The 13,408-nt window shown below is 43.8% G+C and carries 12 protein-coding genes; 10 read left to right on the forward strand and 2 right to left on the reverse strand.

All coding sequences use genetic code 11. The features are described from left to right. Positions 1-37: 37 nt before the first annotated feature. From K401_RS0113430 to K401_RS0113455, 6 genes are all read left to right on the forward strand, one after another. Positions 38-973 carry a carbohydrate ABC transporter permease gene (locus tag K401_RS0113430; RefSeq protein WP_330363151.1) on the forward strand — a complete coding sequence of 312 codons (936 nt, stop codon included), beginning with the start codon at positions 38-40 and terminating at the stop codon, positions 971-973. A gap of 2 nt (positions 974-975) precedes the next feature. Continuing rightward, positions 976-1,812: a carbohydrate ABC transporter permease gene (locus K401_RS0113435; protein WP_024293438.1), complete on the forward strand. Its 837-nt coding sequence runs from the start codon at positions 976-978 to the stop codon at positions 1,810-1,812. Between the two features lie 55 nt (positions 1,813-1,867). After that, complete coding sequence (locus K401_RS0113440; RefSeq protein ID WP_024293439.1) at positions 1,868-2,725, forward strand: ketose-bisphosphate aldolase; 858 nt, start codon at positions 1,868-1,870, stop codon at positions 2,723-2,725. A gap of 111 nt (positions 2,726-2,836) precedes the next feature. Then, positions 2,837-4,153 (forward strand): ADP-dependent glucokinase/phosphofructokinase, encoded by a 1,317-nt coding sequence (locus K401_RS0113445; protein ID WP_024293440.1) that lies wholly within the window; start codon positions 2,837-2,839, stop codon positions 4,151-4,153. 56 nt (positions 4,154-4,209) lie between these two features. Then, on the forward strand, positions 4,210-5,049 hold the full coding sequence (locus K401_RS0113450; protein WP_330363152.1) for a MurR/RpiR family transcriptional regulator: 840 nt from the start codon (positions 4,210-4,212) through the stop codon (positions 5,047-5,049). A 50-nt stretch (positions 5,050-5,099) separates the two neighbouring features. Continuing rightward, entirely contained in the window at positions 5,100-5,801 is a 702-nt protein-coding gene (locus tag K401_RS0113455) for a D-lyxose/D-mannose family sugar isomerase (protein ID WP_024293442.1), read from the forward strand. A 186-nt stretch (positions 5,802-5,987) separates the two neighbouring features. Here K401_RS0113455 and ymfI read toward each other — a convergent pair whose 3' ends face one another. Further along, positions 5,988-6,719, reverse strand: a complete 732-nt coding sequence (ymfI, locus tag K401_RS0113460; RefSeq protein ID WP_024293443.1) for an elongation factor P 5-aminopentanone reductase — start codon at positions 6,717-6,719, stop codon at positions 5,988-5,990. Between the two features lie 197 nt (positions 6,720-6,916). Between ymfI and trxB the strand changes: the two genes are divergently transcribed. Continuing rightward, complete coding sequence (gene trxB / locus K401_RS0113465) at positions 6,917-7,834, forward strand: thioredoxin-disulfide reductase (protein ID WP_024293444.1); 918 nt, start codon at positions 6,917-6,919, stop codon at positions 7,832-7,834. A gap of 50 nt (positions 7,835-7,884) precedes the next feature. On the opposite strand, the gene hpf is transcribed toward trxB, so the two are convergent. Next, positions 7,885-8,412, reverse strand: a complete 528-nt coding sequence (gene hpf / locus K401_RS0113470; RefSeq protein ID WP_024293445.1) for a ribosome hibernation-promoting factor, HPF/YfiA family — start codon at positions 8,410-8,412, stop codon at positions 7,885-7,887. 614 nt (positions 8,413-9,026) lie between these two features. Between hpf and secA the strand changes: the two genes are divergently transcribed. From secA to K401_RS0113485, 3 genes are all read left to right on the forward strand, one after another. Continuing rightward, the gene (secA, locus tag K401_RS0113475; protein WP_024293446.1) at positions 9,027-11,597 is read left to right on the forward strand and encodes a preprotein translocase subunit SecA; all 2,571 of its coding nucleotides are present in this window, start codon (positions 9,027-9,029) and stop codon (positions 11,595-11,597) included. 89 nt (positions 11,598-11,686) lie between these two features. Then, positions 11,687-12,821, forward strand: a protein-coding gene (gene prfB / locus K401_RS0113480) for a peptide chain release factor 2 (RefSeq protein WP_156945279.1) whose coding sequence is annotated in 2 segments (ribosomal slippage) — positions 11,687-11,761 and positions 11,763-12,821 — 1,134 coding nt in all. Because the reading frame shifts where the segments join, the coding sequence is not laid out codon by codon here. 140 nt (positions 12,822-12,961) lie between these two features. Continuing rightward, positions 12,962-13,405, forward strand: coding sequence for an ACT domain-containing protein (locus K401_RS0113485; protein ID WP_013271339.1), 444 nt, complete (start codon positions 12,962-12,964; stop codon positions 13,403-13,405). The last annotated feature ends 3 nt before the right edge of the window (positions 13,406-13,408 follow it).

The following is a 13,408-nucleotide window of genomic DNA, read 5'->3' on the forward strand; positions in this document are numbered from 1 at the left end:
ATTATAAATAGTGCAGCCTGATGTTAAAAAGGAGGGAATGAGTGAGTTGGCTAAGGAAAGAGAAACAACGAAAAAGGAAAGCAGCGGTAAGATGTCACAGGCAATGAAAAAGAAGCGTGAACCTTACCTTTATCTCCTTCCAACAATTGTGCTGATGCTTTTATTGCTGATTATCCCCATCTGCATGGTGGTCCGGTACTCTTTTTTTGATAATGTTATTGTCAAAAAAGATCCTGTATTTGTTGGGCTAAAGAACTATGGCATGATCCTGTCAGACAAATCATTTTTTGTTGCAGTGAAAAATACCTTGTTTTTTGTGGGTGTCAGTGTAATTGTGCATATGTTTTTAGGAATGCTGTTTGCCATACTTCTTAATACAAGGTATATAGGAATTAATTTGAAAGCATTTTTCCGGGTGATTTATGTATTGCCCTGGATGTTTACGGCATCGGTTATCGCCATCTTATGGAAAATGATGATGAATCCCAATGGGATTATTAACTACTTACTGCAAATCACCAATCTCACATCTTCCCATATAGAATGGCTGGGTTCCCGGAATTTCGCATTGTTTTCTGTAACGCTGATCAATATATGGGCCGGATATCCATTTTATATGGTCAGCATCCTGGCAGGACTTCAGGGAATACCCACGGATCTTTATGAGGCATCCGCCATTGACGGGGCAAATGCAGTACAGCAGTTTTTCCGCATTACCATTCCCCAGTTAAGGCCCATTATTATCAGCTTGTTAATGCTGGATTTTGTGTGGACGATACAGCAGTTTGCCCTGATCTGGATGACCACAGGCGGGGGACCGATCAATGCCACAGAAATGATAAGTACTTTTATTTATAAAAGGGGATTCAGTAAATATCAATATTCCCAGGCCTCTGCATCAGCAGTGATCTTACTGGTTGTTTGTTCCGTCATAGCAGTTTTTTATGTGCGGCATCAGAGAGAGAGGGACTGATTATGGTAGGAAAGAAAAAGTGGTACATAAAACTATTGATTATGCTCCTTCTGGCAGCCGGAGCACTGTTTTCGGGGTTTCCCATATTATGGATGCTCCTCAGCTCCTTTAAGCCAAATGGGGAAATATTTGCATGGCCGCCCACATGGATATCAGCGAATTTCAGTTTGAAAGCATATAGTTCAATTTTTCACAATCCTGAAAAGGTGAGATTTTTTATCAACAGCTATTGCATTGCAATGCTTGTGGTAATTTTGACCCTGATCATTGGGATACTTGCATCTTACAGTTTCAGCCGTTTTAATTTTCCGGGAAAAAGCGTTATCAATACCCTTATCGTCAGCGTGCAGGCAGTACCTCCCATCACCCTTCTGATCCCATATTTAAGCCTGATTGTCAGCTTGAAATTATATAACACATATGGAGCACTGATCCTTACGTATATGCTGTTTACATTGCCCTATGCCATTCTGATGATTACGGGATACATGAATACTCTGCCAAAGGATTTAGATGAAGCGGTAATGATTGACGGCGGTTCCAGGTTTGTGGCTCTTTGGACAGTGCTGGTTCCGGTATCAGTTCCCGGCCTGGTTTCCGTGGGAATGTATACCTTCATGCAGGCATGGAATGAATATTTGTTTGCATTGGCATTGACCAAAACAAATGAAATGCGGACGGTACCGGTGGGCATCAGCTTACTCATGGGACAGCATGCGTATGAGTGGAATCAAATGATGTCCATGAGCGTATTGGGCTCCTTGCCTGTATTGATTCTTTTTTTGTTTTTCCAGCGGTACTTTATTGCCGGCATGACAGCAGGAGCTGTAAAAAATTAATACGTATGATTATCCGGAAACGGAAATCTAATAAAAAAAGTTGGAGGAAAAAACTATGCTATTAAACATGAAAGAACTGCTAGCGGCTGCAAATGAAAACAATTTTGCTGTTCCTGCATTTAACATCAGCTCCTATGCGATGTTCAATGGAATTATGGAGGCCTCAGAAGAGGAACATGCGCCGGTTATTATTTCGATCCATCCGGATGAATTGAGTCATATTGGAACAGATGTCATTCAGGCAATCAGGCAGAGGGCTTATAAAACAAAGATACCGGTATGCATCCATCTGGATCATGGCGCCTCCTTTGAGCAGATCATGGTTGCCATTCAGGCAGGATATACCTCTGTTATGATAGACGGCTCCAGCCTGCCTTTTGAAGAAAATATTGCTGTTTGCCAAAAGGTTTGTGAAGCGGCACATGGGGCAGATGTATCGGTAGAGGGTGAACTGGGCACAATCGGAACCACCGATTCCTCAGAAACAGAAAATCAGGTTATCATTTATACAAAGCCGGATGATGCTGCTAAATTTGTAGAGGAAACAGGGGTTGACACACTGGCAATCGCAATCGGAACCTGCCACGGATTATACCCTGCCGGAATGAAGCCGGAATTAAAGCTGGATTTATTAAAAGAGATCAAATCCAAAGTATCCATTCCCCTGGTACTCCATGGAGGATCCAATAATCCGGATAAAGAGATCGGGGAATCAGTAACGTTAGGTGTGAATAAAATCAATATTTCCAGCGATATTAAAGCGGCATATTATATTAAAATGAGAGAGGTTTTAAAAGACGGCAGCCTCCGGGAACCAAATATGATTGAACCGCCTTGCATAGAAGCCATGAAGGAAGTGGCATATCACAAGATCCGGCTTTTTAAGGCGGACGGAAAGGCTGCACTTTACTAATCAAAGATCATATCATGGCCCTGTAAAATGGAAAGCGATTGTTTTTATTTTATGGGGCAGATCTTTTTTATGGGAAATGGTATATATAGCATGAGAGGGCGGGCGGATAGAATGAAGACAGAGGAAAAATATATTGAAACGTATGAACAAATGGAACCGCTGATCAGAAGCAGAATTGAAAATAATGCTTTCACAGCACTTGGTTACACCAGTAATCTGGATGTATTGTGTGATTTTCAGATAGAAGTATTCAATCAGCTTTTAAATAAATATCTTCCCAATGGGGATTTAGCCGGAATGAAGGCGGCTGAAGAGATCGCTGATATGAAGGGGTTTTTGGAAACCATTGTGTATTTCTGCACCAATGGAATCGGCGGAGAAGTTGATATCTCGGATTTCGGCATGATCAGGGATACGTTTGAAGTAAAAAAAGGCATGGGCGGAACCGCGACCCAGGGGGCCATGGCTTTGGCAGCAGTCACATGTCCTTCCATCATTCATTTGACGGATGATTCCAAAGAGGTATGTGATATTTTAAATTCACCATATATTTATACGGTTTCCAACGAAGGAGAATTAATCCATACAGATCAGATCACACAAACGGCAGAGCAGGAAATACATTATATCATTCAGTTTAAAAAAGGAGATGTGATTTGCCTTGGCAGCCAGAAGATCACAATTCCAACCTCAAACAGACTGATCATAACCAAAATCACGGTCAATGAAACGCTTCCTTTCTCGGCTTCCTACTTCACCTACATAGAAACTCATGCCGCAAATATTAAGAGCAATGTCCTTTCCAGCTTTAACGCCATTCAGGATAAAGATATCTTAGAACAAAGGCTGGCTTATGTAAAGGAACATATCAAAAAATATAAGGCAAACAATGAGGCTGGCATCGTATATTTTGAAGATGCACATTATCATAATAGGGAAATCCGGAAGCTGTGCCTGGAGATGCTTTATCCATATGTTGATATTTTGAGTTTAAATGAAGAAGAATTAGAGTACACCCTCACCATGTATGATTTTCCCATAGAAATCCATGATATACATTCCTGTATTAAGGGAGCAGCCTATATCAAAGAACGGTTTTCTGTAAAAAAAGGAATCATTGTACATACCAAGGATTATTCCATGTATCTTGGCGAAGCATTAAGAGGGGATATTGAAAAAGGATTGATGCTGGGCAATATGCTGGCCACTGCAAAGGCGGTCAATGGGTGGTATGGAACAAAAGAACAGATCAGTGAAGTCATAAAGCTGCCGCTAAGTGAAAAAGGAATGAGAAACAGGGAATTGGCAGCAAAAGAGCATTTTTCCTGGGAGGTGGTTTTGGTACCGTCGAAATACATTGACAAACCAAAGTATACCATTGGATTAGGGGATTCCTTTGTTGCCGGCGTACAGATGTGTTTTGAATAAAAAGCTTGAAAAAGGGCGGGATTTACGGCAATATAATAAGGTATGAAGGGAGGGACATGATGTTAGATAAACCCGTATTGGAAGTGATCAAGGATAATTATGGAAAGATATTCTCAGCGGAGAAGAAAGTAGCGGATTTTGTTTTGGAACATCCACAGGAAGCGGTGGATGCAAATGTTTCTGAATTGGCAAAGGCCAGCGGCGTGAGTGATGCAACGGTTGTGCGCATGTGCCATCATCTGGGATATAAAGGATATTATCAGTTCCGGCTGATGCTGGCAAAGGATGTGGGAAGAGATGAGGGAGAAGAAATTGAAGAGCTGCAGAACACACCCAATCCTGTCATGAAAATTTTCCAAAAGTATGTGAATTCATTAACAGCCATAGCAGAATGCATTGATGAAGAAGATATGCGGTCCTGTGTGAATTTGATAAAGGAATGCAAGCAGGCTCATGTTTTAGCAGTAGGAAATACAATGCCTCTGGCACTTTATATGGGTTTCAGATTAGGAAGACTGGGAGTGAAATGCACCTATGGCATCTCGCCGGAATATTTTTTGAATCATGTAAATCTTGCTGATAAAGATGATATTATTATAGCAATTTCCCAATCGGGAAGTTCCAGACAGATTATACAAGGTATGGAATTAGCCAGGGAAAAAGGCCTTAAGATAATGGCCATTACCGGATACAGGCAGTCACCGGTATCGGAGTTAGCTGATTACGTATTGATCTCAAATGGAAGAAAGGAATCCTTTGATTATTATAAAAATTACGCTCACTTAAAAGAAACGGCATTAATCGACGCATTGCTGGAATTGCTGACAAACTGGAAAAAAATTGAGGAAACGGACGCAGATAAGCCTGAGGTCATTTTATCTGAATATAAGTATTGACCCGCTTTGACCCGGGAGAGTCTGGCGCTGCACAGGAAAGGAGCGGTCTGATGAAACGGTCAGAAATTAATACGGTAATAAAAGATATGGAACAGCTTATCAGGGAGCATAAATTTGAAATTCCCCCTTTTGCAAAATGGACTGCAAGGGAATGGTCAGATAAGGGATATGAATATGATGAAATCAGGGATAATAAGCTGGGCTGGGATATTACGGACTTTGGTCTGGGAAAATTCAGCCAGGTCGGTTTTTCCCTGCTCACCATCCGCAATGGCAATTTAAACATGGATCAATATAAAAAAACCTATGCAGAGAAACTGCTGATGCTCTATGAAGGGCAAACAGTTGCCATGCATTTTCACTGGAGTAAGATGGAAGATATAATTAACAGAGGCGGGAATGATGTATATATCACTGTGTATAACGGTTCAGAAGATGGAAGGATTCTGGATACGGATGTGACTGTCCGCATGGATGGGAAGTTAAGCATCGTATCTGCCGGAACAAAGGTAAAATTATCTCCGGGAGAAAGCATAACCATTACTCCCTGCATGTACCACGATTTTGCGGTACCGGATAGAGGCGGAAGCGTACTGCTGGGAGAGGTCTCCATGTGCAATGATGATGACAACGACAACCGGTTTGCGGATGCTGCAGTAGGAAGGTTTCCGGAAATAGAAGAAGATGAGCCGCCGTACCGGCTGCTTTGCAATGAATATCCGGAAGCAGGGCAATTGTGCAAGAAGAAATGATCCATAAGAGAATCATGAATATATTAGAAGTCCTTATCAGTGCCTGAATACTGATAAGGACTTCTTGATGAATCACCTTCTATAAATCAAAAATACTTCGCTCCGAATCCCCCCTCCGGCCTGTCTTCCGGAGTCAGTATACACCATGGGGTTTTCAACATATGATTTATTAAGGGGTGTTGTTTTTTAAATCCAGCCTCCGTCAAGGCCGATGACCTGCCCGGTCAGATAGGAGTTTTTATAGCCCAGGTGGTAAACCAGGTCGGCTACTTCCTCCGCTTTTCCCAGACGTCCGGCAGGGATCTCATCGATGAGAGCGATTAATTCATCCTCTTCGAGAAACTGGTTCATTTCCGTATCAATGGCACCGCAGGCAACGGCGTTGACCTGGATATTGCTTGGAGCCAGTTCCTTGGCCAAGGCCTTTGTAAAGGCGTTGATGCCGCCTTTTGTGGCTGAGTAAGCGACTTCACAGGAGGCGCCGGATATTCCCCATACAGAAGAGATATTAATGATCTTTCCTTGCTTTTTTTCCACCATTCCGGGAATGGCCAGCTTGCAGCAGTTGAATACTGAGGTTAAGTTGGTGCGGATAATCCGGTCCCAGGCATCCGTGCTCATATCCTGTAAAAGGCCGATGTAGGAAATGCCTGCGTTGTTGACTAGGACATCCAGTGTTCCGAACTGCCTGCGCACCTGTTCAAAGAGTGCCTGGCACTGGTCCGTGTCCCCCATGTCCCCTATGCAGGAAAGACAAGATACCTGATAGGCTTCCAGCTCCTTTTTTACCTGCAAAAGGCGGTCCTCGCTGTGGAGGCAGTTGATGACCACGTTATATCCTTTTTTTGCAAACTTAACTGCAACGGCTTTTCCGATCCCCCGGGAAGCTCCGGTTATGAGTACTGTTTTTCTAGCCATAAAATCACCCTTTCTGTCAGTTTATGATACCCTTATTTTATCAAATCATCAGACAGAATGCAACGTGGCCGGACAGAGGGGGTTTATAATTTTGTGATTTTGTTACGAACCAGGCATTGCATACTTAAGGGCTGGTGAGATATAATGAAGGAAGAAAACTTAATATCAGATAGAATATAGAAAGCAGGTAGATAAATATGAATGAGATTTATGATGTCGTGATCATCGGGTCCGGGCCCGCAGGGCTTTCGGCCGCGGTTTATGGTAAAAGGGCTGAACTTAAAATGGTAGTGATCGAAAAGGAGATCGCCAGCGGCGGGCAGGTCCTTAATACCTATGAAGTGGATAATTACCCGGGGCTGCCGGGAATCAACGGCTATGATCTTGGCATGAAATTCCGGGAACATGCAGAAAAGCTGGGAGCGGAATTTTCTACAGATGAAGTGCTTCGGATCGAAGCAGGCGACGGAGAATTTACCGTGGTAGGAGAAGAGAAGACCTACGCAACAAAAACGGTCATCATTGCTACGGGAGCACAGCACCGGAAGCTGAGTGTGATCGGAGAAGAGGAGCTTACCGGTATGGGAGTTTCCTACTGTGCTACCTGTGACGGCGCATTTTTCCGCAATAAGGTGGCAGCCGTGGTAGGCGGCGGTGATGTTGCCATTGAGGATGCGATTTTCCTGGCCAGAATGTGCAAAAAGGTATACTTAATTCATAGGAGGAATAAGCTGAGGGGAGCAAAGACCCTGCAGACCCAGCTGTTTAATCAGAAAAATGTGGAAATCATCTGGGATACCGTGGTAGAGGAGATCGAAGGCGGAGACCAGGTGGAATCCCTGACCATAAAGAATGCCAAAACCGAGGAAATGAAAAAGCTTGCGGTTGACGGAGTGTTCATTGCGGTGGGAATCAATCCTCAAAGCGAAGCCTTTAATAACCTGGTGGAAATGGACCATGGTTATATCAAGGCAGAGGAAGACTGTGAAACCAATGTTCCAGGAATTTTCGCAGCCGGAGATGTGCGTACCAAGCAGCTTCGCCAGGTTTCCACAGCAGTATCCGACGGCGCAAATGCAATCACCAGCGTGGAGCGGTATTTAACCAGGATTTAAGCAAACAAAAAAGCAGCCGGACAAATGTCCTGGCTGCTTTTTTTCATGTTTTAGAATTCTGGTTCAATAAGGCCGTAGGAGCCGCCTTTTCTCTTATAAACCACATTGACTTCTTCTGTATCCGCATTTAAGAATACGTAGAAGTTGTGGCCAAGAAGTTCCATCTGGATACAAGCCTCTTCCGGATCCATGGGCTTTACTGCGAACTTCTTTGACTTAACGATTTCCACATGATCGTCGGTCAGGGTCTCTTCTTCTAAAAAGGCTTTGGAAAAGGAAGGAGCATTCAGCTTTTTGTCGATCAATTTATTCTTATATTTTTTCAACTGGCGTTCCAGGATCTCTTCCACGAGATCAATGGAAACGTACATGTCTGTACTGGATTCTTCAGCTCTGATTATATGTCCTTTCACTGGAATAGTCACTTCGATTTTCTGCATTTCTTTCTGCACGCTGAGTCTTACTGTTGCTTCTGTCGCAGGAGCGAAGAAACGGTCCAGCTTTCCAAGCTTGTCCTCGACTGCCTCGCGTAATCCCGGTGTAACCTCAATATTTCTCCCTGTAATTGTAAAACGCATAAGTCATCAGCTCCTTTTTCTTGAGATGGTTATAGTATAGCACATTATTTAGAACAGTTCAATTACATTGTAAAATTATAAGATAATAATCGATAATTTATTGTAAAATGTATCTACTTATATTTTTCCAAGTTTATTGAAAAACTATAGATGCACTTGTAAAAAAGTCAAGGGAAAAAGGGAACTTTTCGTCGAAAAAGGAAAGTTTATGACATATATACAAAAAGCGGAACGTCTGATGGTAGGATGGGAAATATGGGAATATGTGGAGAAAAAATGTGGATAATGTGGATAACTTGGTGTATAACTGTTTTTCTCCCTAATTATGGGATTTCATCGTGGGGATAAAACTGGGGGAAAAATACACAATGGGATGTGGATAATGTGGAAAACCGGAGAATCGAACAAGTTTTTTGTGCAATCTGTCAGATCGACATAATTTTTTCCAGTTTTGCCGTTGTTTGCTGGGGAAAAAAGGAAAGACCTGGGAATAATAGAGCCGGATTATTACCAGAATGTTAATTTTTTATGAATTCGTTGAATTAAAGAGGAGTTAGTGCTACAATATACGAGATTGTATCGTGTAGATCGTTAAAAGATTAGGAGAATGAATCATGAACCTCGTTCAAAAAATATTTGGAACTCATAGTGAAAGAGAATTAAAAATAATAGAGCCCATTGTGGATAAAATAGAATCTCTTCGTCCAACCATGGTAGCACTTACGGATGAAGAACTGAGAAACAATACAAAGCTTTTTAAAGAAAGGCTTGCTGCGGGCGAAACTCTTGACGACATTTTACCGGAAGCTTTTGCAACGGTAAGGGAGGCCGCACGAAGAGTTCTTAATATGGAACATTTCCGTGTACAGCTGATCGGAGGAATCGTTCTTCACCAGGGACGTATTGCTGAAATGAAGACTGGTGAAGGTAAGACTCTGGTATCCACCTGCCCTGCTTACTTAAATGCTTTAGCTGGTGACGGAGTGCAGATCGTAACAGTCAACGATTACCTGGCAAAACGAGATGCGGAGTGGATGGGAAGAGTCCATGAATTTCTGGGCTTGACCGTTGGTGTGGTGCTTAACTCCATGAATTCTGATGAAAGACGTACCGCATATGAATGTGACATTACCTATGTGACCAACAATGAACTTGGTTTCGATTATCTGAGAGATAACATGGCCATCTATAAGGAACAGATGGTTTTAAGAAATTTAGACTTTTGTATTATTGATGAGGTGGACTCGGTATTGATTGATGAGGCTAGAACGCCTCTTATTATTTCCGGACAGAGCGGAAAATCCACAAAGCTGTATGAGGTCTGCGACATTCTGGCCCGTCAGCTTGAGAGGGGAGAAGCCTCCGGCGAGTTTTCCAAGATGGCAGCCATCATGGGAGAAGAGATCACGGAAACCGGCGACTTCGTTGTGGATGAAAAGGACAAGGTCGTGAACCTGACCGAACAGGGTGTGGAAAAGGTAGAGCAGTTCTTCCATATTGAGAACTTATCCGATCCCCAGAACCTAGAGATCCAGCATAACATCATTCTGGCCCTTCGCGCCAATTATCTCATGTTCCGGGATAAGGATTATGTGGTAAAGGATGACGAGGTCCTGATCGTTGATGAATTTACGGGACGTATTATGCCCGGAAGACGTTATTCCGACGGACTCCATCAGGCCATCGAAGCAAAGGAACACGTGAATGTTCGCAGAGAGAGCAAAACTCTTGCAACCATCACCTTCCAGAACTTCTTTAATAAGTACAACAAAAAGGCCGGTATGACCGGTACCGCTCTTACAGAGGAAAAAGAATTCCGCAACACCTACGGAATGGATGCCATTTCCATTCCAACCAACCGTCCTGTAGCCCGTTTGGATCAGGAGGATGCGGTTTATAAAACAAAGAAAGAAAAATTTGAAGCCGTTTGTAATGAGGTGGAAATGGCTTATGAGAAGGGACAGCCTGTCCTGGTAGGTACCATTACCATTGAGACCTCTGAAATGTTAAGCAACATGTTACGGCGCCGGGGCATTCCCCATAAGGTGCTGAATGCAAAATATCATGAGCTGGAAGCTGAGATCGTGGCTGATGCAGGTGTGCACAAGGCCGTGACCATTGCAACCAACATGGCCGGCCGTGGTACGGATATTAAGCTTGACGATGAGTCAAAGGCAGCAGGCGGTTTAAAGATCATCGGTACTGAGCGTCATGAGTCACGCCGTATTGATAACCAGCTGCGCGGCCGTTCCGGACGTCAGGGAGATCCGGGTGAATCCAGATTTTATATTTCCCTTGAAGATGACTTAATGCGTCTGTTTGGTTCCGAACGACTGGTAGGTATGTTCAATGCCCTTGGTGTACCGGAAGGAGAGCAGATCGAGCACAAGATGCTTTCAAACGCCATTGAAAAGGCTCAGATGAAGATCGAGACAAACAACTACGGCATCCGTGAGAACCTTCTCAAATACGACGAGGTCATGAACGAACAGCGTGAAGTGATTTATGCGGAGAGAAGAAAGGTTCTGGACGGAGACAATATGCGGGATGTTGTCTTAAAGATGGTGACCGACATCGTAGAAAATGCGGTGGACCTTTCCATCAGTGAGGACCAGGCACCGGAAGATTGGGATTTAAACGAGCTTAACACCCTTCTCCTTCCCATCATTCCTTTAAATCCGGTCACTCTTCCTGAGGATAAGAAGATCAGGAAGAATGAGCTGAAGCACATGCTGAAGGAAGAAGCCATTAAGCTTTATGAATCAAAGGAAGCTGAGTTCCCGGAGGGAGAACAGATCCGTGAAATCGAGCGGGTGATTCTCTTAAAGGTGATTGATAATAAATGGATGTCCCATATTGATGACATGGACCAGCTGCGTCAGGGCATCGGCCTGCAGGCTTACGGACAGAGAGATCCGCTGGTGGAATACAAGATGAGCGGATATCAGATGTTTGATGAAATGACGGCGGCAATCAGGGAGGATACCGTAAGGATCCTGTTCCACATCCGCGTGGAGCAGAAGGTGGAAAGAGAACCGGCTGCCAAGGTGACAGGAACCAATAAGGACGACAGTGCTGCAAAAGCGCCGGTGAAAAAGGTGGAGGCCAAGGTTTACCCCAATGATCCGTGTCCATGCGGTTCTGGTAAGAAATATAAGCAGTGCTGCGGACGTAAATTAGTATAGTATTTTTATAAAATTGGAGTTCGCATCCCTTTTAAGGGCCGGACTCCAATTTTGTATTTATAAATTAAAAACAGAAAGCAGGTGACACAGTGGTAGAGTTAGACCAGTACAAATACGAATTATCAACCTTTGAAAAACCATTAGTGGAAGTGAGGGATTCACTTTGACTTAGATAATAAGTTAAAGAGGATCGATGAGCTGGATAAGTCCATGGAAGAGCCGGGCTTTTGGGAGGATCCTGAAAAGTCGGCCAAGATCGTACAATTTGCAAAGAATTTAAAGGATACGGTCCAGAGTTATAAGGATTTAGAGACGAAGTTTGAAGACATCGGCGTGATGATCGAAATGGGTAATGAGGAGAATGATCCTTCCGTGATTCCGGAAGTGGAAGAGATGTTAAGGGAATTCAAGGAAAAACTGGAATCCATGCGCATCAACACCCTTTTGTCCGGAGAGTATGACAGTGACAACGCCATATTAAGGCTTAACGCAGGCGCAGGCGGAACCGAGTCCTGTGACTGGTGCGGCATGCTGTACCGCATGTTCTGCCGCTGGGCAGAGAAGAAAGGCTTTTCTTTGGAGGTCCTGGATTACCTTGACGGGGAAGAAGCGGGCATCAAGTCCGTCACAGTGCAGATCAACGGGACCAATGCCTATGGGTATTTAAAGTCGGAAAAAGGCGTTCACCGTCTGGTGCGCATCTCTCCGTTTAATGCTGCAGGCAAACGCCAGACCTCCTTTGTATCCTGTGATGTTATGCCGGATATTGAAGAGGACCTTGATGTGGAGATCAACGACGAGGACCTTCGCATTGATACCTACCGTTCCAGCGGTGCAGGCGGGCAGCATATCAACAAGACCTCCTCAGCAATCCGCATCACCCACCTTCCTACTGGAATTGTGGTCCAGTGTCAGAATGAGCGTTCCCAGTTCCAGAACAAGGATAAAGCCATGCAGATGTTAAAGGCAAAGCTTTATCTGTTAAAGCAGCAGGAAAATGCGGAGAAACTCTCCGGTATCCGTGGGGATATGACGGAGATCGGCTGGGGGAACCAGATCCGTTCCTATGTCCTTCAGCCTTATACCATGGTCAAGGATCACAGGACCAATGCGGAAACAGGCAATGTTGGAAGCGTTCTGGACGGTTCCCTGGATCAGTTCATGTACGCCTATTTACGCTGGCTGAGCACAGGAGCAAAGGCCGGAGACAGCAGTGAGGAATAGAAGTCTTTCCCTGTATTTTTTTAAGAACCAAAGAAAATAAATAGAAAAATAGTTGCATACCCTGCATAAATATGATAATATCTTCCCTATGAGCACAGATGTATTTCGGTTGCGGACACAGAAGGGAAGATATTTTTATTATGGAAGAAAAAAGTAAATATTTTGTGGTAAAGCAGAAGGCTGTACCTGAAGTATTGCTGAAAGTAGTTGAGGCAAAAAAGCTGTTGGAATCGGAGCGCGTCATCACTGTTCAGGAGGCGACTGACCGGGTGGGGATCAGCCGCAGCTCTTTTTATAAGTATAAGGATGATATCTTTCCTTTTTATGATAATACAAAGGGAAAAACCATTACTCTTGTGATGCAGATGGATGATGAACCGGGCTTACTGTCCGACCTGCTTCATGTGGTAGCTGTGTACCGAGCCAATATCCTTACCATACACCAGAGCATTCCGGTCAATGGGGTGGCCACCTTGACATTAAGCGTGGAAGTCCTTGAGACAACCGGCAATGTTTCAAAAATGGTGGAGGATATGGAAGAAAAAAATGGGGTCCACTACGTTAAAATTTTAGCCAGGGAGTAGAGA

Source organism: Lacrimispora indolis DSM 755 (genome assembly GCF_000526995.1).
GTDB lineage: Bacteria > Bacillota > Clostridia > Lachnospirales > Lachnospiraceae > Lacrimispora > Lacrimispora indolis.